The 23,739-nt window shown below is 52.7% G+C and carries 18 protein-coding genes; 9 read left to right on the top strand and 9 right to left on the bottom strand.

Going from position 1 to position 23,739, the window contains the following annotated elements; genetic code table 11:
* Nucleotides 1-19: 19 nt before the first annotated feature.
* The 8 genes from ACR0AC_RS03300 (at nt 20) to ACR0AC_RS03335 (ending at nt 7,410) form a co-directional block, all read left to right on the top strand.
* Nucleotides 20-904 carry a LysR family transcriptional regulator gene (locus tag ACR0AC_RS03300; protein WP_050687558.1) on the top strand — a complete coding sequence of 295 codons (885 nt, stop codon included), beginning with the start codon at nt 20-22 and terminating at the stop codon, nt 902-904.
* A gap of 147 nt (nt 905-1,051) precedes the next feature.
* Nucleotides 1,052-2,191: an ABC transporter substrate-binding protein gene (locus tag ACR0AC_RS03305; protein WP_050687560.1), complete on the top strand. Its 1,140-nt coding sequence runs from the start codon at nt 1,052-1,054 to the stop codon at nt 2,189-2,191.
* An 82-nt stretch (nt 2,192-2,273) separates the two neighbouring features.
* On the top strand, nt 2,274-3,137 hold the full coding sequence (locus tag ACR0AC_RS03310) for an ABC transporter permease (RefSeq protein WP_050687562.1): 864 nt from the start codon (nt 2,274-2,276) through the stop codon (nt 3,135-3,137).
* Nucleotides 3,134-3,934, top strand: a complete 801-nt coding sequence (locus tag ACR0AC_RS03315; RefSeq protein ID WP_171327813.1) for an ABC transporter permease — start codon at nt 3,134-3,136, stop codon at nt 3,932-3,934. The genes ACR0AC_RS03310 and ACR0AC_RS03315 overlap by 4 nt, the downstream gene beginning before the upstream one ends.
* Nucleotides 3,931-5,016 (top strand): ABC transporter ATP-binding protein, encoded by a 1,086-nt coding sequence (locus tag ACR0AC_RS03320; RefSeq protein WP_050687565.1) that lies wholly within the window; start codon nt 3,931-3,933, stop codon nt 5,014-5,016. Before ACR0AC_RS03315 ends, ACR0AC_RS03320 begins: the two co-directional genes overlap by 4 nt.
* A gap of 4 nt (nt 5,017-5,020) precedes the next feature.
* Nucleotides 5,021-5,914 (top strand): polysaccharide deacetylase family protein, encoded by an 894-nt coding sequence (locus ACR0AC_RS03325; protein WP_050687567.1) that lies wholly within the window; start codon nt 5,021-5,023, stop codon nt 5,912-5,914.
* Nucleotides 5,911-6,354 (top strand): nucleoside deaminase, encoded by a 444-nt coding sequence (locus tag ACR0AC_RS03330; RefSeq protein WP_050687569.1) that lies wholly within the window; start codon nt 5,911-5,913, stop codon nt 6,352-6,354. The genes ACR0AC_RS03325 and ACR0AC_RS03330 overlap by 4 nt, the downstream gene beginning before the upstream one ends.
* Nucleotides 6,355-6,381: 27 nt before the next feature.
* Nucleotides 6,382-7,410 (top strand): GlxA family transcriptional regulator, encoded by a 1,029-nt coding sequence (locus ACR0AC_RS03335; RefSeq protein ID WP_050687621.1) that lies wholly within the window; start codon nt 6,382-6,384, stop codon nt 7,408-7,410.
* A 7-nt stretch (nt 7,411-7,417) separates the two neighbouring features.
* Here ACR0AC_RS03335 and ACR0AC_RS03340 read toward each other — a convergent pair whose 3' ends face one another.
* The 9 genes from ACR0AC_RS03340 to ACR0AC_RS03380 form a co-directional block, all read right to left on the bottom strand.
* Complete coding sequence (locus ACR0AC_RS03340) at nt 7,418-8,371, bottom strand: IS481 family transposase (RefSeq protein ID WP_050687571.1); 954 nt, start codon at nt 8,369-8,371, stop codon at nt 7,418-7,420.
* A 135-nt stretch (nt 8,372-8,506) separates the two neighbouring features.
* Nucleotides 8,507-9,739: an aminopeptidase P family protein gene (locus ACR0AC_RS03345; protein WP_050687573.1), complete on the bottom strand. Its 1,233-nt coding sequence runs from the start codon at nt 9,737-9,739 to the stop codon at nt 8,507-8,509.
* A 469-nt stretch (nt 9,740-10,208) separates the two neighbouring features.
* The gene (locus ACR0AC_RS03350; RefSeq protein ID WP_050687576.1) at nt 10,209-10,841 is read right to left on the bottom strand and encodes a tyrosine-type recombinase/integrase; all 633 of its coding nucleotides are present in this window, start codon (nt 10,839-10,841) and stop codon (nt 10,209-10,211) included.
* 768 nt (nt 10,842-11,609) lie between these two features.
* Nucleotides 11,610-11,765, bottom strand: a complete 156-nt coding sequence (locus tag ACR0AC_RS03355; protein ID WP_170452363.1) for a hypothetical protein — start codon at nt 11,763-11,765, stop codon at nt 11,610-11,612.
* Nucleotides 11,766-11,843: 78 nt separating this feature from the next.
* On the bottom strand, nt 11,844-14,201 hold the full coding sequence (locus tag ACR0AC_RS03360) for a hypothetical protein (protein WP_170452365.1): 2,358 nt from the start codon (nt 14,199-14,201) through the stop codon (nt 11,844-11,846).
* A gap of 439 nt (nt 14,202-14,640) precedes the next feature.
* Entirely contained in the window at nt 14,641-18,027 is a 3,387-nt protein-coding gene (locus ACR0AC_RS03365; protein WP_480871930.1) for a hypothetical protein, read from the bottom strand.
* Between the two features lie 24 nt (nt 18,028-18,051).
* Nucleotides 18,052-19,539 carry a patatin-like phospholipase family protein gene (locus ACR0AC_RS03370; RefSeq protein ID WP_170452371.1) on the bottom strand — a complete coding sequence of 496 codons (1,488 nt, stop codon included), beginning with the start codon at nt 19,537-19,539 and terminating at the stop codon, nt 18,052-18,054.
* Between the two features lie 271 nt (nt 19,540-19,810).
* The gene (locus ACR0AC_RS03375) at nt 19,811-20,170 is read right to left on the bottom strand and encodes a DUF1304 family protein (RefSeq protein WP_170452374.1); all 360 of its coding nucleotides are present in this window, start codon (nt 20,168-20,170) and stop codon (nt 19,811-19,813) included.
* Nucleotides 20,167-21,357, bottom strand: coding sequence for a helix-turn-helix domain-containing protein (locus ACR0AC_RS03380; RefSeq protein WP_170452376.1), 1,191 nt, complete (start codon nt 21,355-21,357; stop codon nt 20,167-20,169). Before ACR0AC_RS03380 ends, ACR0AC_RS03375 begins: the two co-directional genes overlap by 4 nt.
* A 265-nt stretch (nt 21,358-21,622) precedes the next feature.
* Between ACR0AC_RS03380 and ACR0AC_RS03385 the strand changes: the two genes are divergently transcribed.
* On the top strand, nt 21,623-23,314 hold the full coding sequence (locus ACR0AC_RS03385; protein ID WP_170452379.1) for a glycosyl hydrolase 108 family protein: 1,692 nt from the start codon (nt 21,623-21,625) through the stop codon (nt 23,312-23,314).
* Nucleotides 23,315-23,739 lie beyond the last annotated feature (425 nt).

Consider the following 23,739-nt stretch of genomic DNA (forward strand, 5'->3'; position numbering starts at 1 on the left):
TCAGCGCTAATGTTCTCGTATGGGCGCGGTCAACCTTTCAACAGAGCTCCTCAGAGCTTTCATCACTGTCATTGAGGTGGCAAGTTTCACGCGCGCGGCCGAGATACTTGGTCGGACGCAACCTGCCATCAGCCTGCAAGTGAAGCGCTTGGAAGAAGCGGTTGGCTATCCGCTCATTGCGCGGAAGGGCAAAGAGATATCGCTCACGGAGCGGGGGGAGGCTCTGGCCATACATGCGCGCCAGATTCTGCGCCTGAACGATCTGGCAATGGCGGAGTTTGAGCAGCGTGATCCCGCAGCAAGATTGCGGGTGGGGTTGCCTGTGGACTATGCGGTCAACACCCTGCAAGCCTGTTTGACGGACGTTGTCCGACAATTCCCCGATACACAGATCGAAATTCGATGTGATCTGTCCAAGCATCTGCTGGCGGCCATGCGGAGCAACGAAATCGATATCGCCGTGGCATTGTTCGACGGGGACGACCAGCAGTTCCTATTCCGCAACTGGAAAGAACAACCAACCTGGGTTGGCGCCAACGGGTTCGAGATCCCGGAACATGCTGACATCCCCCTTGTCGCGCACCCCTTTGGTTGTGTGTACCGCGACCGTATGGCTACCGCTTTGAAGTTGGTGGGAAAAAGCTGGCGCATCGCTTACTCCAGTCCCGGCATTGGTGGCGTTCAACGCGCGGTCCAGGATGGCCTTGGCCTTTCGTGCCTGACTGCTCCGACGGTCCAAAGCGGCATGCGCACTTTTTCTGAACAAGACGGCCTGCCGGTTCTTGCCCCTTTGCACATCGGGCTTTTCGCACGACAGGCTCAGTTGGGTGCGGGCGGATACGCGGCCATGGATGCCATGATCAACACCTTGGAGCAACGCTCATCGAGCGCTATTGACGCATAACTGCTCATTATGAAGGCATATCAACGATAAATTTCCTAAAAGTCTCATTTTACCATACCATTCTACAAAAATCAGACTGAACACTATGGTTCGGCGAAAAATCAAATGCTCTTTTGCTGGGAAAGAGTGACCAACCGGGAGACACAAATGTACAGACCAACCGTAACTTCATCACTATTGGGCTTGAACCGCCGCCAACTGCTGAAAGCTGGCGGCGCAGCCGTTCTGACAACACCATTTGTCAGCCGCGCCTGGGCGGCAACGACCGAAATCAACATGCTTGCGTGGTACGGCCATGGAGAGGCTGATGTGGTTGCGGAGTATGAGGCTGCAAACAACGTGAAGTTCGTGCCAAAGTATTATGCTGGTGGCGACAACATGCTGGCGCTGATCGCCCAATCCCCTCCGGGCACTTACGATCTGATCCTGTCTGACGCAGAATTCGTGCAGCAGCTGAACGCAGCTGGCTACATCGAAGAAATGAACCCGGCAGATTATCCGCTGGATGACATGCTGCACGAAGACTTCTCGCAGTTCCCCGGCCACTGGGCGGACGGCAAGATGTATTCCATGATCCTGCGCGGGGGGCACTTGGGTGTTTCCTACAACAAGAACTCCGTGACAGCGAAAGAAGCGGAAAGCTATTCCTGCTTCTGGAAGCCGGAGCTTCAGGGCAAAGTGGGCCATTTTGACTGGCACCTGCCGACCCTAGGTCAGATGAGCCTTTATGATGGGAATGGCGCTGACCTTTGGAACCTGAACGACGATCAGTGGTCCAAGGTTCAGGAGACCACCATGAGCCTGCGCTCGCAGGTTGGCGGCTTCTTTGACTATGGCGGCACGTTCAATGGCCTGAAAAACGGCGAGATGCAGGCGATGGTTGGCATCGGTGACTGGATCACCGGCGTTCTAGAAAAAGACGGCGCGCCTGTCGCGTCCGTGATCCCGAAGGAAGGCGGCATTCAGTTCACTGAAAGCTATTCCATCGGCAAGGGCAGCGAAAAGGCCGAAGAGGCCAAGAAGTTCATCCAGTACATGATGTCCCCTGCAGGTCAGGTGAAATCTGCACAGATGGCGGCCTATCCCGGCTTCTGCGTGACCAAGGCTGGCCGCGCCGCCCTGATCGAGGCTGACATGGCGGAAGCCAAGCGGTCGCACCAGGTCGATGGTGATCCGCAAGATCCGATCGCACTGATCAAGGAAGGCCGGGTCCATTACCGCGACATTCCTCAGCAGCAGACGCTGGAGGACTGGAACGACTTCTGGTCCGAGTACAAGAGCGCCTGATCTAGGGCCCAAAGAACCAAAAAAGGGCGGCCAACAGGTCGCCCCCTTTTTCCCTTAAGACGCGAAAGCCCTGCACAGCCCCATGTCTTCCAATCCTGAAAATCGCCCAAGCCTTTATGCGCTGACGTGGCGTTTGCCGATCATCTTCTGGCAGCTGATCTTCTTTGTCGGGCCGGTTCTGTTCATGGTCGCGATGTCGTTCTTCCTGGTGAAGAACTATCGCATGACCGAAGCCTTCGAGTTCGTGAACTGGTCGCGGATGCTGACGCGCGGGTTCTTCTGGGACAGCTATTGGTACACGATAGGCATCGCCACACTGTCCACCGTCTGCGCGATGTGTATCGCCTTTCCGGCAGCCTTTGCATTGGCCTTCCGCGCTTCTGAAAGCACGCGACGCTGGGCGATCTTTCTGCTGATCATTCCGTTTTTCACCAGCTATCTGGTGCGCACATTTTCATGGTTCGTGATTCTGTCCGAAAGTGGCGTGGTAAATGCCGTGCTGGGCTACATCGGCCTTGGCCCCTACACCATGCTGAACACCAACTTCGGCACGCTGGTGGGCTACATGACTCTGACCCTGCCGCTGGTGGTCATACTGCAAACCGTCACGATGGCCAATATCGACAAAAACCTGATTGAGGCGGCGCGCAACCTTGGCTGTTCGCCCCTGCGCACGATCTGGCAGGTGATCATTCCACTGTCCAAGACCGGGCTGATCATCGCGGCGATCTTCTGCTTTATTCTGTCCTTTGGTGACTTTGTGGCACCCTTCTATCTGGGCGGATCGCAGGAACCGACCCTGCCAATCCTGATCCTCGATACCACCAAGTCCGGCCAGCAATGGCCGCGCGCAGCCGTTGTCGCGATCATGATGATGGTTACGCTCTTTGCCATCGCCTTCACCGGCATTGCTTTGGCCTATCGCAAGGGGAAGGGCGCAAAATGAAACAGAGCCCATCCCTCAACTTTATCCTTGGCATCTATGTCGTCCTGATCTTCGCCTTCGTATTTGCGCCCATCATCTTCAGCATGATCTTTTCCTTCAACTCGCAGCGCTTCCCGACGATCCCGTTGGGTGAGTTTTCGACCGAATGGTACGCTAAGGTCCTGGCCGATCCGGACATCTGGAAAGCCGCGCGCAACAGCCTGATCGTCTCCTGCTCAACGGCTGTGATCGCGACATTCCTAGGCTTTTGCACGGCCTATTCCGACTTCCGGTACAACTTCCGATTCAAAGGCCCGTACCTTGCGCTGATCCTGCTGCCGCCCACGATTCCGCTGATCATCATGGCGCTGGCCATGCTTGCGTGGCTGTCCAAGATCGGGATGTCCGGGCAGCTTTATTCGATCATCATTGCGCACAGCGTGCTGACAGCACCTTTTGCCATGGCTGTGATCCGCCTGCGGCTGAACCAAATGGACCCGGACCTCGAATCCGCTGCATGGAACCTGGGCGGATCGGAATGGCAGACCATGCGGCATGTGATCGTGCCGTTCTGCAAGCCTGCCATTTTTTCAAGCCTGTTCCTGACGGCCGCTGTCTCCTTCGACGAATTTGCTGTGTCATGGTTTGTCTCTGGCCTGAATTCTACGTTGCCCGTGGTCGTTCTCGAAATCGTTCAGGGCAATATTGACCCGCAGGTCAACGCCATCGGGACATTCGTCTTCCTCACATCAATGACGCTGGTTGTGCTGGCACAGCTCTTCTTCGCCAGCCGCCAAATCAAGGGCCTGCACGCATGAGCAAACCGCTGGTTGTCTTTGACAAAGTACAAAAGCACTTCGGCAATTTCGTTGCAGTTAAAGAACTGGATTTCGAAATCCGCGAAGGTGAGTTCCTCGCAATCATGGGGCCATCCGGCTGCGGCAAGACCACAACTTTGCGCATGTTGGCTGGCCTCGAAGCGCCGACGCACGGCGAGATTCGCCTAAATGATCGAGTGATGAATGACGTTGCCCCGCACGAGCGCGACACGCCTTTGGTTTGGCAGTCACTCGCGCTCTTCCCATTCCTGACGGCGCGCGAAAACGTCGAATTTGGTCTCAAGATGCGTGGCGTTGACAAGGCGGAACGCAAAGAGCGTGCGATAAAGTGGCTCGACAAAATGGGGATCCTCGAATTTGAGAACCGCCATATTTCGACCTTGTCAGGTGGCCAGAAGCAACGTGTTGCACTGGCTCGTTCGCTGGTGATGGAGCCACAGATCCTGCTCTTGGACGAACCATTGTCAGCTCTGGATGCTCATTTGGTAATTCGCATGCAGGCCGTCCTCACGGACCTTCAGCGCGAGTTGGGGATTACCTTTGTCTACGTGACCCACTCCCAGTCCGAGGCCTTTGCGATGGCCGACCGCGTCATCATCATGGGCAAAGGCGAGATTGGTCAGATCGGCACGCCCAAGGAAATCTACCGCGCCCCTGCAAACCAGTTCGTCGCCGAGTTTGTGGGCCGCAACAATATTCTGGCAGGCAAAGTCAAATCTGTTGACGGCGGTACGGCGCGCATCACAACCACCTCTGGCGAATTCACAGTACCCACGAACGAGGTGCAGCTGGTCGAAGACCACAACGCCAGCTTCGTGATCTCCGCCGATCTGGTGCACATCGCATCAGAAGAACCCGTCGGCGGGAACAAGGCGTATTGCAAGCTGATTTCTGAAGAATTCGTCGGCTCCATGGTCACCCTGTTCCTCGAAGACGCGCAGGGCCATGAATTCAAGGTCCAGATGCAGGAACGCGAACTGTCCAAGTTCGATCTGCACTCTGGTGATGAAATCTGGCTGTCGTGGGACACGCAAAGCGCCCACGTCCTGAACGAAAGCTGACGATGTGATCCGCAACCCCATCCCCTGGCCCAATGGTGCCAAATGCGCCGTGGCAATTACGTTCGACATGGATGCGGACAGCCTGATCCACATCGCCAAGCCCGAAGACAGCCACGACCGGCTCTACCCCATTTCAATGGGCCGCTATGGCCCTCTGGTCGCGCTACCCCGCATCCTCGACACCTACCGGTGTCTGGGCCTGAAGCAATCGTTCTTCATCCCCGGCTGGTGTTTGGAGACCTACCCGGATGTGGCCGAGGCGATCCTGAAAGACGGGCACGAGATCGGCCACCACGGATACTTGCACGAAGACCCTATAAAGACACGCGGGGAGCAGCGCGAGTGGTTCGAGCGCACGCTCGATGCGCATATGCGCATCTGCGGGCAAAAGCCGCGTGGTTACCGTGCACCGGTCTACAACATAACGCAGGAAGTCGTCGATCTGATGATCGAACACGGCATTCGCTATGACAGCTCAATGATGGCCGACGACATTCCGTACCGTTTGGACACGGCCAATGGATCTCTCTACGAAATGCCTGTGCATTGGGGTACCGACGACTGGCCCCCCTTCGCGCATTACGACGAGATTGGGTACATGATGCCAGTTGCAAGCCCGTCGCACGGGCTCAGCGGTTTCTGGGAGGAATTCGAGGCGCAGTATGACGCCGGTGGTTTCTTTATGCTGATCATCCATCCTTTTCTCACAGGGAGATTGGCGCGGTGGAAGCAGGTTGAAGCATGGATTGCCAAAACGCAGGAAACCAAAGACGTCTGGTTTGCCACCCTTGACGAGATTGCCGATCATATGGACCAGTTGCAGGAGAATGGCACCTGGATGCCAAGCGTTGAACGGCTGCCCTACTACGACGGGCCAATCCTGGGGGACAAGACATGAACGCTGACGACACACGCTTGCTGCGCATCGCTTACGACGAGGCCAAAGCCGGGTTTGAAGAAGGCGGGTGCCCGATAGGTTCAGTGCTGGCGCGCGGCGGCGAAGTCGTAGCCCAAGGGCGCAATCAACGTGTCCAAAAAGGCGACCCGATTGCCCATGGCGAGATGGATGCGTTGCGCAAGGCCGGCCGCCAGAAGACCTATCGCGACACGACGCTTTATACGTCGCTCAGCCCGTGCATGATGTGCACCGGGACGATCATTCAATTCGGCATCCCGCGCGTGGTGATCGGCGAAAACACCAACTTCGGCGGGAACGAAGAGTTCCTACGCTCGAAAGGCGTTGAAGTGATAGTCGCAGATGACCCCGATTGCATTGCTCTGATGCAGCGCTTCATCGATGAAAAACCGGAGCTCTGGGCAGAGGACATCGCGGAGTAATCGCGTCCTGTGATCAAAAACGAGAGCATGACTGTAGATCGGCCGGATCTCGTGCCCGCGGGGGCGTTCAGCTATCCGGTCAAGGATCCCAAGGCAACCCGGTGGTTCGGGTTCCTGCTGTTGCCCCAATTCACTTTGCTCGCGTTCAGCGCTGCTCTGGATCCTCTGCGCATCGCCAACCAGCTGTCCCAAAAACCACTCTATGGATGGCTGGCCATCTCAGATGACGGCAGGGCTGTTTCGTCATCCTCCGGCATCGATATTGATGTGCATGGCAGCCTGGACGATCTGAACCCCGATACCTACCTCTTTGTCTGTTCGGGCAACAATAGTATTCAGGCGGCCTCCGACGATGTCTTGGGGGGCATACGCCGCCACGCCCGGTTTGGCGGCAAGCTTGGCGGCATCTGCACCGGTGCTGCGACCCTCGCGCGCGCGGGTTTTCTCAGGGACAAGACTTTCACCCTTCATTGGGAAAACCAGCCCGGATTTGTTGAGGCATTTTCCGATCTGGAGCCCACACCACAGAGGTTCGAAAGGGACGGAAGTCTGCTGACTTGCGGTGGTGGTGTTGCGGCAACTGAAATGATGATTTCGATCATCGCCGAAGACTATGGCGAAGACTTTGCAATCGCCGTTTCGGATATGTGTTTGAACGGCCCCGATGTCGCGACCCGCAGCGAACAGCGCTCCTCAATCGCCAAGGCCATCAGCTCTCGCAATCCTCGTATCCTTGCTGTTCTGCGGGCCATGTATGACAATATCGAGGACCCGCTGACGCTCGATGAACTTGCCACAAGCGCGGGTATTTCGCGCCGTCAGATTGAACGTCAGTTCAGACAATTGCTGAACGAGGCTCCGGCGCAAACCTATCGCAACATCAGATTGGAACGCGCGCGCACATTGCTTACAGAAACCAACCTGAGTGTCATGGAAGTTGCCATGGCGTCAGGGTTCAACTCGAACAACGTATTCTCACGGCATTACAAAGAGCGATACGGCGAAACACCCTATGGGCACCGAGGGCGGCTCAAAACGGTGGGCAACAACAAATAGTGTCGCGCTAGATGTGGAACCTCAACAGGTTGTTCCGATCAAAGTCTAGCCGGCTGATGGGTGGTTTTGATTTTAGCGCCGTGTGTGGGCGGTGCCAATTGTAGAGGTGGGTCCAGACCGGCAGATCGGCGGCGCGGTCGTCTGAGGTCTGATAGACTCGGGCGTAGGCCCATTCACGCAGAGCAGTCTGGATGAACCTCTCGGCTTTTCCGTTGGTTTTGGGCGTGTAGGGTTTGGTGCGGATGTGGCGGATGCCAAGCTCGGCACAGGCGGCCTTGAAAGCATGAGATTTGTAGCACGACCCATTGTCTGTCATCACCCGCGCAACCTTCACCCCGATGGACGCATACCAGGCCACCGCCGCATTCAGGTGCGCCACCGCGCTCACCGCCTTTTCGTCGGGATGGACCTGGGTGAAGGCCAGGCGCGAGGCGTCATCGACACAGACATGCACATGTTCCCAGCCGATCCCTCGGCTGTTCGACTGGCCTGTCCTGTCGCCCGTGATGCGGTGCCCGGCGCGCTCAAACTTGCCAAGACGCTTGATATCGAGGTGGATCATGTCGCCGGGATGATCGCGTTCATACCGGCGTACAGGCTCGGCAGGCTCCAGATCGCGTAGCCGCGAAAGGCCCGCCCTGCGCAGAACCCGGCTGACCGTCGCCGCCGAAACGCCGGTCCTTGCCGCAATATGTGCCCCGGTAAGACGCTGACGGCGCAAGGCGATGATCCGGTCTGCCACGTCATCAGGCGTAGGATTGCGCAGAGAATAAGGGCGTGAACTGCGATCCTGCAAACCTTCGCGCCCCTCCTGTTCATACCGCCGCCACCACTTCGTGGCCGTCTTGGCAGAGCAGCCGCAGATCGCCCCAGCCTGCGCAAAACTCATCCCGCATGCAATCATCCCCACTAGCCGCTCTCGACCCAATGGCGTCAGTCTGGCATTCTTGTGCACGTTCATTCGATCCCTCCGAACAAGGTTGGTGCTTGGTAACTCCAACCAACTCGGTCTGGATCGAATGGACAACCTGCTGAAAGCTCACAGCTAGAGCCGGTATGAGCAGCTGTAGCCGCTCATACCTTGGATCAGGACTGTTTACCCGACGACGTTGTGCTCCGGTCCGTAGGGGAAACCGGTGATGTTCTCGTTACCGTCTTCGGTGATGACCAGAATGTCATGCTCGCGGTAGCCGCCTGCGCCGGGCTGGCCATCAGGAATCGTCAGCATTGGCTCCATCGAGATCACCATCCCCGGTTCAAGCACAGTGTCGATATCTTCCCGCAGCTCAAGCCCTGCCTCACGGCCATAGTAATGCGACAGAACGCCAAAGGAATGGCCATATCCAAAGGTCCGGTACTGCAGCATGTCGCGCTCCGCAAAGAAGTCGTTGATCTTGTGCGTGACCTCGGCGCAGGACACACCCGGCTTGAGCAAGCTCATTCCGTATTCATGGGCAGCGACATTCGCTCCCCAGACCTTGAGGCTGGCCGGATCCACCTCCTCGACGAAAAGTGTGCGCTCGAGCGCCGTGTAGTAGCCCGAGATCATCGGGAAGGTATTGAGGCTGAGGATGTCACCGCGCTCTAGTTTGCGGCAGGTCACAGGGTTGTGCGCGCCATCGGTGTTAATGCCAGACTGGAACCAGACCCATGTGTCGCGGATTTCAGAATCTGGGAACCGTTTGGAAATCTCCAATTCCATCGCATCGCGTCCGGCCATGGCAACGTCGATCTCGCGCGCTCCGGTTTTGATCGCGTCCTTGATGGCATATCCACCAACGTCCGCTGTCGCGGCACCTGCTCGGATCAGTTCGATCTCTGCCTCAGATTTGTGCATGCGCAACCGCATGGTTGTCGGCGCGATGTCTTTCTTGACAGAGGGTGCCAGGAATTCATCCATCAAGCCCAGTTGTGTATAGGAAATGTGATCCCCTTCGAATCCGACTACCTTACCGGACCCCGTCACAGACTGGATCGCACGCCAATAGTTGTTCCGCTGCCAATCAGTGTAGGTGATGTTGTCACCATAGCCACGACGCCAGGGCTGTGCCGCGTCGATGCCTGCGCTGAACGTGACGGTTTCGGTCGCTGTGACCACCTGAGCGTAAGGCCGACCAAACGCACAATACAAAAAGCCCGAGTAGTAGGAGACGTTGTGCATTGAGGTTAACACGCAGGCATCAATGCCCTCATCGGCCATGACCGCACGCAGCTTGGTCAAGCGTGCTTCATATTCGGCGTCGGCAAAAGGCAGCACCTTTTCGCCTTGGTGAAAACGGTAAAAATCTGGGCGCTGTCCTGCAACGCCAAACTCGGATATTCCGGACATCGGTATACTCCTGTTCAGGCCGAGTGTGACGAGGAGGAGCGTGCTTCATACCGGTTGCACCTTCCCTCACCACAAGAGCGGCAAAGCAAGATCCCGGCGTTCAGGATGGTTGGATAGGGATGCTCTAATCGGAATTCGGTTAGTGACGACGCCATCGTCAATCCCATGGTGCACTAATAGACAAAAAGCATCGCCCAATCAAGAATGTTCACCGCCGAACTTCTGAAAAGACGCAAGCTGTTAGCTGACTTTGGACGCGTCCTCTTGCACGCTCACCCTGACGACGACGGGAACGTCCCACAACCCTGCGGATTCGACCAAACCCAGATTTTGCAGCCGCAGGGAACAGCCGCAATGCCCGCTTCGACCGCAGCATCCGTGACTATGGGTTCGCATTTCGTTTTCGACGTCGCGTGATCTCAGATCTCTTATGATCTGGCGAACGGTAAGCACCGTTCGCCAACATTGCTTAGATATCGATGCGCTCCGCAATACTCAGAGCATCTTCCAACTCAACGCCTAAATATCGCACCGTACTGTCAACTTTTGTGTGACCAAGCAGAAGCTGCACCGCGCGAAGGTTGCCAGTCTTGCGATATATCTCGGCAGCTTTGGTCCGACGGAGCGAATGAGTGCCGTAACCGCTGGGTTCCAGTCCAATTGCAGTCACCCAATCACGAACAAGTCGAGCATATTGCCGCGCGGAGATGTGAGGTCGGTCATGAAATCGGCTGGGAAACACGAAAAGGCGGCCGATCATTTCAGGCGATCTAACCCAAGCAGTAACCGTTTCTCTCGTGTTTTCAGTCAGTTCAAACCGAACCGGCTGATTGGTTTTGCTTTGGATCACCGACACTCGTTCGCGAACGCGATCATCTCTGACCAAATCGGTCACGGCGAGTTTGACTAAGTCGCACCCTCGCAACTTGCTATCAATCGCGACGTTGAACAGCGCGAGGTCGCGAAGGTAGCCTGCAATCTCGAGCCGAGCGCGGATTGCCCAAACTTGTTTGGGAAACAGCGGCCGTTTCTGGCCGATTATCCGCCCTTTGTTCCAAGCTTTGCGTTTTGGGGTGACTGCGGGAAGTTGGACTCGTGGCATAACATGCCCTCCAATCCTCCCTCCAAACCCAGACGTCAGCGCCGCGCTGACGTCTGGAGCATAGCATCGGGTCGACACGCTGTAGCCCATCGATGGTGTTTAGCTTTTTTGCCTTGGTTTTTTGACGTGGGAAGCTCCGCGACCTGATCCTTGAATGCCACACCAAAGCTCCAGATTGCGCGAATGGCTGCTTCTTACACCGTGTTGCAGCATCAAAACCTTCGCCAATGCAGCACAATCCGTGCTGCGAGCGCACGCAGCACAAAATAAGGACTTCCGGTGTGGGCTCACAACAGCCGTTGGTTACACTTCACGTGAATGTCGGCTTCCGACATTCAGATCAGGTTTGTTTAGCCCGCTCCCCCTATCCTCTTCACTGTTAGTCGTAAGAAATTCCCTGATCATCAGAGAAAAATTCCCTGTTAATCGATCTAGGGAAAATCCACGCAAGCCACTGTTTTTAAGAGTAACTTCGAGCTCCAAACCTCCGAAAACGGCCTAAATCTATTAGTTTTCCCTGTAAATTCCCTGTTTACAGGGAATTTTGGGCCGAGACTAGCTAGCTACAAACTGCCTGCACAGCCATGATTTTCCCTTAAATCACGCACTGAATATTTGGTCGCCTATTACCGCGTGTTTTCAGCAGGTTATCATCCGGCTATTCCAGCTGAGACCCGAGTTTACGCGCAACAATGGTCGATTTCGGGCCGCAGTCTCAGTTCGCGATTCCGGCGGTACGAGTTTGGTGACTTTGGGAGTGTCTGTAGATCAGAGCACAGCGAACTGCTTATGCTGATCCGACCAGATCGCCGGAAAGCCCGACTTGATCAGGTAATCCGTGGTCAGGCCATCAGGTTGTTCGCCCGCAGCGATGGCATCCAGAATATCAGGCGCCAGCATTGCCAGATCGACGACATCTTGCACCCGGCGTTCTCCGCAAGCTGGGCTCACTCCGCGCCAACCCCAAACTGACATATCTGTGTTTCGGTCGGGGCAATTTGGTTACAGCAAGTTAAACCCTATCTTGGTAGAAAAATGTTGCCACACGTATGGATCGGTGAAATAGCCAGGATGTCCGCCTGCCGGGACCAAGAGGTTCCTCTTTGACTTGCTAACCGGCGCCGGTTCAAGCCCGTTAAGTTCGTCGAGCTTCTCAATATAGGTACCAACAAAGTCATCAGTTCGCCCGATATTGTACCAGTTTATCGGCTTAGCTGCATTGTCGAAGTCACCCGGTTCAATATGAAAACCTCTTGGAAAATACTTGCGATAAAGATGCGTGACCGGTGAACCCATTGTGACCAAAGTAACCTCGCAGTCTTTGAACGGATTCTCTTTCTTGGCAAGTAACCGTTTGAGCGCGCGTGTTGCCACCACTGTTCCCTGCGAATGGCAGATTATAGTAACGCGTTTGGGCTTGACTCGACCCATCATGAACTCACAGACACGCTCAAACCGACCTTCTATCTGCTTGCGGGCAGGAAAATTCAGCAGATCATTCTCGGCATCAAACGACGAATCCAATGCCTTGTTGTTCGCGTAAACTACAATGTCCCGAAACACACCCAATCCGCCCGCGACCAGATCGCGCATTTGGTAAACCACCAACGCCAAACCCAACAAAAATACCGGCACAAATGGCAATAAAACTTCGCCGATGACACCATCGCTGATCCAACTGAGATTCCCATCAAAAATCCGAAGCACCAGCATGGTTGCAAACGCCAGAGTTGAAGCCGCAAATACGCCTTGAAAGAGCCCGTTCAACAGCACCCGTCCGACCGACGGTTCGGCGGTTGTGGCCTCGAACAAAACATCCCTGTTCAGCGCACGCTTAACCACAACGTAAATTCCAAAAACAAGCAAAATCAATAGGAAAGCCACCCCAATTGCCATAGTAGGAGTTATCGTATCGACGATTGCCACGAAGGCTTCGGGTAATACCCTATCTGGACCGTAACTGTGGCTTGCGACTGTGATTGTCTCAGGTAGGCCTTCTTCAATGCCTATAAGGTGCCCTGTGTCGAGCGTCTTGGCGCGGAGGTTGTCGGTTGCATGCTGAATGGCCACCCAAAAGGACGAGGCCGCAATCATCCAAAGCAACAATAACGCGGAACAGATTGGGGCATATATTCTGCGTTGCTGAGAGGGCGCAGAGTCCTGTAAATCGCCCTGTAAATCGCCGCAGTCACACGCCCAAGCTACGTAAACAAATAGGCACAGCAACACCGATAGAGCCCAAAGGACTGAAAGTAACAACATCAGACAGCCAATGAAAAAAAGCAACTGGTCTGCTTCGCCGCTAAATTTGTCAGAAGTAATAAGACTGCAAAATGTGCTGTTCTCCGTCGAGCAAATAGAACTAGCCAAAGTAGCCTCGGGCAGAAATGGAACGAAGAACAAGATCAACAAACCCCATGTGCCCGTCCCAACGCTAAATTGACGCCATAGGCTTAGTTCCCATCGCGTATGACCAATTACACGACCAAAAAGTATCGTCAGCATGCCTGTGGCGGCAACGACGGCTTCTGCTGCTGGCAGGATGAACAACCCAATCAACCCAAGCACCATCAGCACGACTGTACAGCGCCCGAACCATTTCCATAAGGGGTCTTCCGCCATTCGCCGATTGCAAATAAATCCGAGCGCCAGGGCCACGACCGCAAACCCGGCAATTGCCAGCGCGAGACCTACCTGAACCCAAGATCCCATGAAGCCTTCTGCCTGGATCTTGTTGAAATCGACCAGCGAGCCTTCAAGCAGAAGCACCAGAACGCCCATCAACAACGCCGCGTTGAGCGCAACGACCCCGCCGATCAGCGCCCACAGAAACCATGCAACGAAACGATAACCGCCGCGAGCTCCGGTATTGGCTGCGTTGTCGAGCGCTAAGTAACCGATCGACATCAAGACCTTGATCAGATCAAAGATTGTTGCAAAAGCACCCTTTGGCTCGGGTGAAATATCGGCCCAGTAGACCTCGGCCATGACCGTTTTTACTTCGCTTGTTTGGGTGCCCTGCTCGCGTATGCGTTTGACGTGCATCGGAAATTTCTTTTGCATCCCTTCACGCCGAGGGTCTTTGCCTTTTGGGCGATCATGAATTGGGGTTTGCACCTTTTGCTTTTTGCCGCCCGGATAGGTGCGTTCTTCCATGACCGACAAACCATCATATTCTGCAAAGTGCGTTTCAAACAGGTTCACGATAGTTTCGTCAGCAATCGCCGGCGGCTTACCATTCCGATTATGCTCTTCCAGAGCACCGCTCAGCACATCGCCGACTGTATCGCCCGGCAGTTGGTTTCCAATCCCATGCACGCAAAAAACCAAATGGTCTGGTGAGGTCTTTTTAGTCGACATGCTTCACCTACTGTCAATTAACTAAATAATTATTCAAATTCTAAACAAAGCAGGCAAATAACTCTACACAAATGTGAAATTAATATTATCTCATTCCAAAAAAATTACGCCAACGCCAAAGCAATTATCATCATTCCAGCCGACTGCAGCCTTCCTCGGTTATCCGATTGCACCCATAATGAAGGCAAACATTCCAAGCATGGTTAGTTTTTTCAATGGAGAAAAACGTGACATCAAGAGACCTAAATCCTTCACCTTGGCCGCAGTAACCCTCACAAGTAGCAAAGTCAGAAACACGTTAGAAAAAAGCAACCAGCTCTCGAAGCCTTTTCGTTTCGACAACTCTTGGCATTGGCCACTTAATACGTTGGGCTGGCGGAATTGCTCCAACCAAACAGAATATTTTGCAGTTCGTGTTCTAAAACCGTCTGCCAGTCTGTCAAATATCCGCACATGGTCCGCCTCTCACACGTTCGACCTTTACGACAACGGAGCGCGCAAAGAGCTCTTCGAGCGGTAGCCGGTCGTCGCCTTGTGAGGCGGATGGCGTAATGAAGTTGGACCGGGTTTTCGCATGTTCTTCATGTGTCGAGAAACGATCGAATTCCAAGCGCCGATCAAACCAGTCCTCGGGTTCTCCTGCTAACATGTCTGAGATTTGGGCAAGGCTCAGGGTGTCTGTTGGGCTGTTGCTGCTCATGATATGAATTCGGTTCTGGACTTCCTTGTCGGAAATCGCATCGATCAGCTTGAGCAGGGTGACTGCCCGGCGGCCTTCGGCCAAAGCCAGGTTCAACTGTTCTTTGGAATGCGTCGGGTTCTTGTCTTTCCAGGTGCGGCTGGCCAGCCCAATGATGTCCAAAGTCAGTTCGGCATCGTCACCGCCCAAGTTATGATCGCCATTGTTTTTCAGGCATTGGCCCAGATGCTTGGCGATGCGGCTGAAATAGGTGTCTTCCTTTTCTGACCCCAGCGCCGGATCTTTGAAATTCGATTTTCGCGCACCAAAGACAAAGGCCATTTTCAGGGGATTATCATCATAAGCTGTGATGTCTTTCGGTTCCGTGAATTTCACTTCATCGGTGAAGAAGGGCAAAATCAGTGTGTCCGGCCAGCCCTTCCCGGCGGGTGCGCCATTGGGCAGGAGAAGGTTGGTTATCCAAGTGCTGGATTGAACCTCTGAGGATGGTGTATTTTTTTGCAGCTCATGCAGGATGGGCAGGACAACCGCTGCCGGGCTGTTTCCCAGCGGTATTTCTTGTTCGATAAGCTGCGCCAGTTTCTCGTTTGACGCTGCAATCCTGGCCACCAGGTCAGTTAGCGCCTCGAGCTCGTCCTGATCGAGCAAGTCCACCTGTAACGGGTTCGGGAATTTAGTCGACGGAGTGAGCGAGCCTGTCCTTGGCCATGTCAGGCGCATGGTATCCGCTATCGACAGTTTTTCGGCAATCACAAGCTTTTCCGCCAGGGACTGTTGAATGCGGCCAAAGGCAGCAATGAAACGAGGGCCATCGAACTCAATTGGGTCGGTCACGGCCAACAACTCTTCCATCTCGTCGCGCGCTTCTGCAATCTCAGGATCCGTATCGGGGGACCATACGGCAGTTGGTGCTCCGCTCAGATTTTCAGCAATTTTCTGAAGGCCCGAGAAAATCTCTTGGCGCACTTCCTCTTCACCCAGCGCATCAAGAACCTTGCCCGCGTGATGGATACGCAAGGTATTGTGATTGGGATCTGTTGCCGTGCAATTCAGCAAGCCATGATCGTCATCCGCGTGGTTAGTGGGGATAACACGGATCACCAGATCCCGAGGCACAACTTGAGCACCTATTTCAGGGAATATCTGCTGTGCCACCACTTGGACGAAGTTCTGTATTCCCTGAGCTACAGTTTTGTCAGTTTCTATATTTTTTTCACGGATGAAGAAGTCGTCTGTCGTGGTGAAAACCAACCTACCGGTCGCCAACACGCACGGCGGGGACTCAGGGAAGCGAGCCACAAAAACCCGTTGCGATGAACCTCCCAAATTGTCCGCGATCACCAAGACTAGCAGAGCAATGGGAATAACCAGCGCCCAAGCATTGTGCCTGACGACTCTCTCGTTGTTTCTCAGTTCGTTGATTTTAAAGTTAAAATCAGTGGAGTTTGAGTGTCCGGTTGCCGCCGCGCCATACGGGACGGAAAGGAATTTTGTAGCTTCGTCAGCTAAGCGCAAATCCTGTATCCGCTGCTGAATAGGTCCCAATTCGGCTATAGTCTCCGTGGGCTGTGTTTGTGAACTCACTACAGTCTTCGACCCGGCGCTGGCGTCCTTCGGGTTGTTCGGGTCGCTTGAGGTGGTTGGGTTGATCAGGCGTTGGATCTGATGCCAGGTATGGTCGCGCAGTGCTTCCATCTTGTTTCTGCGCGCTGTAAATCCTATCCAAATCGAGGCGACCCAGGTCACCACAAAACTGATGACTAGGATTCCGACCGATTGGTCGTGCAACAGTTCGGTTGTATTGTGGCCCAGAATGATCTTGACCAGAAGCGTAACGCACACTGCCCAGATGAGGGGGTACGGTCTGATAAGCGGATTCCGCTCGATATCCCGCGAAACAAATCGCGATTGCTGTTCAGCCGCATCTCTGTTTCGAGCGCTGCAAAAGTCGCTTTGCAGGTTTTTGAGATTGCCCTTGCTTTGCTTGAGAAAATCACCAAGCCGCTCGCAAAAGGATGCACCGTTTTTGCACAGATCTTCGATCTCTTGTAGGTCGACGTTGTCGCTCTCGTTATTGTCGTCGCCCTCACCAATGTCCGCTTCGGTCTGTATCTGCTCAGCATACCAAGAAAATTCTTGTCTCACCGCAACGACGAGGCTCTGACAGTCCTGCAATTGTTTCTTAGCGCATTGTACCTTTTTTTGCTCTTCCGAAAGTGTCTTTATGTCCGTTTCGGCTTTCCGACTGATCCTGTCATAGTTTCCACGCAGACGATTCACGTAGGTTTGACCGTCCATTTCTTCGGCAACCCGCTTTGCCGTCAGATGGTCAAGCAGCGATTGCATTTCTTCTTCTAATGATTTGCAATTCAGACGAAAGAACAGATCGGCATCTTTGCTCTCTGCCTCTTGAGGCGCTCTTGCCAGACTTCGAACCTGGTCGAGCAAATCATCCGCCTCTTGCAGTGGGAGTTTGGATTTGTTTTCAACGAGAAACGGCGCGCCATCGCCCGGAAAGATGCCGAGGATGATTTTTTCGGACAGGTCGTTCAGCGCGTTTAGCAGGTTCTGGATTTTACCTGTGGCTTTCTGATAGGCAGCCTCGCGGCGTTGTTCCTGCGCATTCAGGCGCGCCTCGGCTTCGTCCAGTTTTTTTTGCGCTGTCGCTCTTTCGAGCTCTGCCTCGCTGATCGTTGCGCTAAGGTCGGTGATGATCCGTCGGCAATCTTTTAATTCGGCCTGAGCCTTATCCAGTCGTTCGGCAAGCGCATCGCGTTCGGTTTCAGCCGCGGATTCCAACTTCTCCCTTTGTTCATTGACGATTTCTTCGAACTGTTGTGCGTCACGTTGTATCCGTGCGCGTTCGTCAGAACTGGCCTGGATGTTCTGTCGCAAGCCTTCGATCTTCGTGCGATGCTCATTAACCTCATCGTTGGTGTTCTTGTATGTTTCATAGTCATGATAAAAATCGTCGACCTCCGGCAGCAGATCTTCGAGAATTTTCTGAACAGCCTTTGCTTGGTGTTTTGTCTGTTGCTCAGGGCTGCCTGCATCGGAATTAGCAACCTGCAAATTGATAATCTTTTCCAGAGTTTTAATAATTCTATCAAATGCTTCACGTAACATATCGAACTCCCCTCTTCCGTTCTTTTACTCCGTCTTGTTCAGGTCTTTCAGAAACTGTCGGGCGCGCTTAAGACCGGCCAAATAAAGATATGTCTTCTCTGGGCCCGACATAACAAAGTTCAACCAATTGGCCTCGCCCGGATCAATGGGCGCGATTTCCACCGGGTATTTACGTTGCTTCAGGTTAAGGTCGCCTTTGTTCTCTTTTCGCTCATCAAACTGATCCTGCAGAGCCGTGTTTTGAAGCCAGATTTCACGGTCCCGCTGTAGTCGGACAGCCGTTGCGCAAGCGATAACATCACCGGCCAGATCAGATAGCTTTCTGCGCTGCGAAACCGTTTGTTTCTCGCCGCTGCTGATCAATGGCACTACGACGGTCGGAACGTCCGGCATCAGTTTGCGAAACGAGTCGCTCGGAAGATTAGAGGTCAATCCACCATCCAGAAAAACGAACTTCTCCAGTTCTGCGAACCTGCGAATCTGAGCTTCCGAAAACAAACCATGAAGTTTAGCTTTTGCGAATGCAGGCCAGGTCTTTCTATCGGGACGCATAACCACCGGTTCGAAAAACGCTGGAATTGACATTGACGTTCGCACCAACCGCGCGGGCGAAGTTTTGCTGTACTCGTCGCTTAGCAAGTTTAGGTCTTGTGGAAATTGCATCTTCAGACCGACTGGCATCGCCGTCGCAACCAATTGAAGCAATTCAATCCCGGGGTGTTCTATTTCGGAACCCACGGCGTTGAGAATTGGACCGTCATCGAACCGACCAGGAAATCTGGCTTCTGCCTCGCGCTGACCCTCAGGGTCCTTTCCAGTGCGTAGTTCCTCAAGGTCGTTCCAAATCTCGTCGAGGGATTGGTACAAATCCTCGATAGATTTGAAGCCGAGATCGTCCAAAACGGACTCCATCCAATTCTCAAACGCTTGCCCTGGGTTCAGACCTCGACGGTCGCGAAGCCTGCGTATGGCGGCGAGCAAACCGTACCAACTGCGGAATTGGTAAATCTTAGGTTGATTGAGCGCTTGCTTGATAAGCTTGCGGATCGGTAGCGGGCCGTCGATGAATTGATCCAATGGGACTGTTTCGGTAAGATTTGCAAGCCTTTCGGCCGTTGGGCGGGTCAGATCGTCGCCGCGTATCGCAGCAATACCCATGGCGATGATCGATCCTGCCGAGGTCCCGGCCAATCCGGCAAAGCGCACCCCCGCAGCCTCTAACCCGGCGACAAACCCGGCATGTGCCAGACCAAGTGTTCCTCCGCCCTGTAAGATCAGATTGCAAAGTCGATAAGATTCTTGGACGTCCGGTGAGGGCTCAGAAAAGATTGAACGAATATTGTGGCCACCAATTTCGGTCTCGTTCTTAGTTGCTCGAAGCCAAAAGAAGCGATCGATACCAAGCAATTTACTGTGGCCGTTCGCCCCTGCTCCGGCCAGAGCTTGCAATTCAAATTCTGACTTGATTTCGATTAGAAGTCTACGGACTTCAGGTTCCATAAGAAGTTGCATATTAACTCATATAAAATAGATCTTCATTGTTGGCCTTCAATTAGTACGATCACATTTTTCCTTTTTTTCATCAAAGTCTTGGCGAAAATAAGTCACCCGGTGAATCTGTATAACTTTCTCTTTCAAACGACATTCAAAACCGAAGATGTTAAAATATAGCTGCCGTGGATTTTCAAGGTATTCCTTGCCTCACAGAAACATCTATTTACGATCGAAACTGATGCCCCCCCCATTGCAAGTGATTGGTGTGACCGCAGTTAGCCGCCATTACTCAAACCAAAAGCGAGGCCACAAATGCGACCAACGCTGGCAGCAGTCGCATTATCAGGATAGTATTCCCACGAGCTCCCGAAACACCAACAGCAGCTGTAATCGAAATTAGAAACAGGATTATACTTTGAGTATAAGTTTGATACGGAGCCGGTAGCCAGAAACTCAAACAAAGCCCCACAGCTATCGATGCATTATAAGACGAAATACTACGTCCCAAAAATGCCGTAGCCTTAATCTCCTCTTCAGAAAAATTTGTGAGCTTCTTGCAAATATCTGGCCAACGGAACCATTGTACATACGCAAAGAAAAAATGCCCTCCAATGACAATTGCTATTGCGATCCAATAAACGTAAATCATATCATCCTCTTAGGTTTATTAAGCTTCTTCGAGGCATCATCTGTCGAAAGAAAACTTGCCCCAAATCGCATCATCGCACGAACGAACTGAGTTCTATTTGAGCAATTTGACTTAAGAAGAATGGATTTGGTTTGTGCGTTTACTGTCGCTACAGAACGACCACGGCGGTCCGCTATTTCGGGATTGGTCAAACCTTGCCCTATTGCGTCGACCAGTGATGTTTCCGCTGATGTCAAACCAAATGCCTGCTGCACCAGGCGTGTATTGCACGAAACAGGGAGCCCCGTATCGGTACTACAGAGTATAAAACCGTCAAATACCTTGGTTCCGATTTCGCCAGATTTGTGGAGTGGTGAAAGCTCGATGCAAAGGGGTTCCAACAAGTGGCTAACGATACTCTCCTTACGTGGTCGAGCGCCGAACTTGCCGTGCTGATCTAGATCGGACATCAGGCTTTCCAAAAACTTTTGCCCAAGACGATCCGTGATGTTCAACTTTCCGTCCGGGCTAATTCGGAATGTGCGATAAGTTTCCTGTTGTCGCTGAAACTCCTGATTTCGCGCCACAATCATACCTCTACCATCAAGAACACAAATGCCTATGTTCAAGCAGTCGATGGCTGAAAGTACACCTTGGTAACGTGCCTGCAGTTGCCGCATAGGAAAACTGAGGTCGAGAGCTTTTGCGATGTGGGGCAGGAGTTGGGCCAAGTATCTCCTCTCTACTTCGTCTAGAGGCTCCCTGTTGGCGTTTAATTGAACCGAAAACAGGGATATCCATGGATTGTCTTTATTCAATATTCCAGCCGCGCGATGGAATATTCCAAGACGCATTAGTTTTTGAACGTGTTCTTGGCTTTTTAGTTCCTTAACCGACGGCGCAAGAAGAGTGTCGTCAAGAAGTTCAATCTCGTCGTGATTTCGGGTTTGTTCCCGTAAAATTTCCTGATCTTTGGCTTCAAGATGTTGGCACTTTACAAGATAGGTGTTCAGTGCAGCACCTGTATAAAAGCCAGAGTGAAACGGTGCGGTCAGAGACAAATCTCCATCGTCTTGAGACCATTCAAATATTATGCTTCCCTGCGCTCCTACGCGATCCACCAGCTGGTCAAGGACGCTCGTCCAAGTCAATGGGTCAGCAATTGTATCATAAATTTCAAGCGTAAGATTTCGAATTTCTTGGGTCACAATAAGTTTCCATTTTTTCAAATATCACAGACCATCTTAACCTCAAAAACGAATTTCAGCATAGCCCATTTGGGTGATGCCCTTTGTTTGATCGGGCGTAGAATCAGTTCTACAAAAAAGTATCTAACCCAGCAAAATTACATCAAGTATGCTAGAGTGTACACTTACAGATGTGCAAAATTTCAAGGATTATACAGCAGTATTTCGGGCTGGTAGTCTGTGGCGGATGGTTTCCGCCAATATTTTTTGAGGAAGGAATTAAGTTATGGGAAATTCAAGAAAGCGAGAAAACGACATCTCAAATCTGCATCCTGCAATTAGGGAAAACGTCCTAGCCATACAGGCTCAACTAAAGAAAGAGAATATTCCATTCGAGGTTTTCGAAGCATTTCGCACCCCAGAGCGCCAAGCAGACCTTTATGCGCAAGGCAGAACGAAGCCAGGCACCAAGGTGACCTGGGTTGGACCGTGGCATTCGATACATCAATACGGGCTCGCCGTCGATTTCGTCCTAAAAGAGAACGGTAAATGGAGTTGGGATACCACTGGTCACAAGGAGGCTTGGTGGGACCGGATGCATGTGCTCGCAAAAGAAAATGGAATGACGCCGATCTACAACTCAAAAGGCAAGCTCATCGAGAAACCACACATTCAGATTCAAGGAGTAAGATCTCGCGATCTGTACAAAGGTGTTTACCCGGTTAGCGGAGACGAAGCCTGGGCGGATCGCCTCAACGAACTGATCGACAATTGGCGTGGACACCTGCCCTCCCCGCCCCGGCCTTCGATCATTCTGGGCGCACCCGCAATCGACACGGATTTGATGGCATCCATGGAGGCTGAGTCACCGGCACCGATTCATTTTTCGACAAATTTGGCCGAAAGAGATCTCCGTTTCCAAAAGCTCCACGAATTCATCAAAGACGCAGAAGGCGGATTCGTAAATAATCAGCACGACAAAGGTGGTGCCACAAACTTTGGCATTACTAAGAGCACTCTGGCGGAGTGGCGCGAAACAAACGTAACGGAAGAAGACGTTGCCGCTATGGGTCAGAAAGAGGCCGAGGAGATCCTCTATACAAATTACTACATCAAATGTAAGTGCGATAAATTGCACGATCGCGTTGCAATGGTCGTCTACAACATGGCGGTTCACTCAGGGTCAAAGGTGGCTCAAAGAACTGTGCAACGGGCCTTCAATGAGCTTGGCATGAAGGTCGACGGCACTACGCTGGAAGAAGACGGTATAATCGGTCGGATCACGTTGAGCGCGATCAATCAGACCGATCCGTCCGTGCTTTCCGAGAAATACCTTGAGCTATACGAACAACGCCTGCGCGGTCTCGAGGATTTTGTCATCTTTGGGGCCGGTTGGATAAATCGTGTCAACAAGCTGCGTGTCTTTTTGAATACTTTGCCGGAGGGAGAGGGCAAACGTCCTATCAAAATTATGAAAGTTAAAGAAAGAGACTTGGACATTGACGCTGACGACATCCTGAGAATTGCACTGATGGCTTTGACAGGTGGGAAATCCGTGGCCGTTAAGGCATTGGCCATAGGCATTCTGAAAAAGAGACTCGAGAAAAAAGTCGACGATGGTGATGACAAATTCAATTTACTTAATGCGATTTTAGACGAAAAAATCAACGCCTCGTCGGATGAAAAAGCAACTGCTCAGCCTATTGCAGCTCTCGAAGAACTGACCCCCGTCAACAATGCTCTTGGACCGATGATTGGCAAGTTGCTGGACGGTAAAAAGTCTATTATCGGCATCGTCGGCCTGGTCGCCACTGCCGTGCTTCCGCAACTCGGCTTAAGTTCCTCTCAACCGCAACTGCAACAACTGCTTGCCGATGGCGACAAGTCCACCATGTTTACTCTGTTTTCGCTGTTAACAAGTTGGGGCTTTCTCGGTAAAATTGACAAAAAATTTAGAGATTTAAAGCAGAGCATGTGACCGATAGTACCGGTTTGATCTTGTGTTGGCCACAAGCTCGCCGGAAACAATTCAACATGATCTGGGCCTGAAGTATCGATCCTGGGCTTCTGATGGCTTTCCGGTCAACATTTGACGAAACCATTTCAACACTTCGTTTTGTTGAAACATTTTATTCTGTAGTGCATTTGGATTGCTTGAAACTGCACCAAATTAGCCTTCTCCCCAAAATTGGTTCAAGCCCCAAATAACTCTAAGGTTCACCGATTTAACATAATGGCGCTTACGCGTAGATCAGCTTTGCTTAACTGGTTTCAAATTCCACTCTCTATCTGCTCGAACGAGGCTCGAAACCTGCGACAGGTAGTTGTAGTTTCACTAATAATCTTGGTTTGAGCTGAGTATCAATTTTTTCACCGCAAGCTGAGGATATCGGCAAGTACTTC

The organism is Ruegeria sp. H7 (genome assembly GCF_056532945.1).

Bases quoted from the DNA above. Each gene is read 5' to 3' on its own strand.
- ACR0AC_RS03300 (WP_050687558.1), top strand. From the start codon at position 20: ATGGGCGCGGTCAACCTTTCAACAGAGCTCCTCAGAGCTTTCATCACT.
- ACR0AC_RS03305 (WP_050687560.1), top strand. From the start codon at position 1,052: ATGTACAGACCAACCGTAACTTCATCACTATTGGGCTTGAACCGCCGC.
- ACR0AC_RS03310 (WP_050687562.1), top strand. From the start codon at position 2,274: ATGTCTTCCAATCCTGAAAATCGCCCAAGCCTTTATGCGCTGACGTGG.
- ACR0AC_RS03315 (WP_171327813.1), top strand. From the start codon at position 3,134: ATGAAACAGAGCCCATCCCTCAACTTTATCCTTGGCATCTATGTCGTC.
- ACR0AC_RS03320 (WP_050687565.1), top strand. From the start codon at position 3,931: ATGAGCAAACCGCTGGTTGTCTTTGACAAAGTACAAAAGCACTTCGGC.
- ACR0AC_RS03330 (WP_050687569.1), top strand. From the start codon at position 5,911: ATGAACGCTGACGACACACGCTTGCTGCGCATCGCTTACGACGAGGCC.
- ACR0AC_RS03335 (WP_050687621.1), top strand. From the start codon at position 6,382: ATGACTGTAGATCGGCCGGATCTCGTGCCCGCGGGGGCGTTCAGCTAT.
- ACR0AC_RS03340 (WP_050687571.1), bottom strand. From the start codon at position 8,371: ATGAACGTGCACAAGAATGCCAGACTGACGCCATTGGGTCGAGAGCGG.
- ACR0AC_RS03345 (WP_050687573.1), bottom strand. From the start codon at position 9,739: ATGTCCGGAATATCCGAGTTTGGCGTTGCAGGACAGCGCCCAGATTTT.
- ACR0AC_RS03350 (WP_050687576.1), bottom strand. From the start codon at position 10,841: ATGCCACGAGTCCAACTTCCCGCAGTCACCCCAAAACGCAAAGCTTGG.
- ACR0AC_RS03360 (WP_170452365.1), bottom strand. From the start codon at position 14,201: ATGTCGACTAAAAAGACCTCACCAGACCATTTGGTTTTTTGCGTGCAT.
- ACR0AC_RS03365 (WP_480871930.1), bottom strand. From the start codon at position 18,027: ATGTTACGTGAAGCATTTGATAGAATTATTAAAACTCTGGAAAAGATT.
- ACR0AC_RS03370 (WP_170452371.1), bottom strand. From the start codon at position 19,539: ATGCAACTTCTTATGGAACCTGAAGTCCGTAGACTTCTAATCGAAATC.
- ACR0AC_RS03375 (WP_170452374.1), bottom strand. From the start codon at position 20,170: ATGATTTACGTTTATTGGATCGCAATAGCAATTGTCATTGGAGGGCAT.
- ACR0AC_RS03385 (WP_170452379.1), top strand. From the start codon at position 21,623: ATGGGAAATTCAAGAAAGCGAGAAAACGACATCTCAAATCTGCATCCT.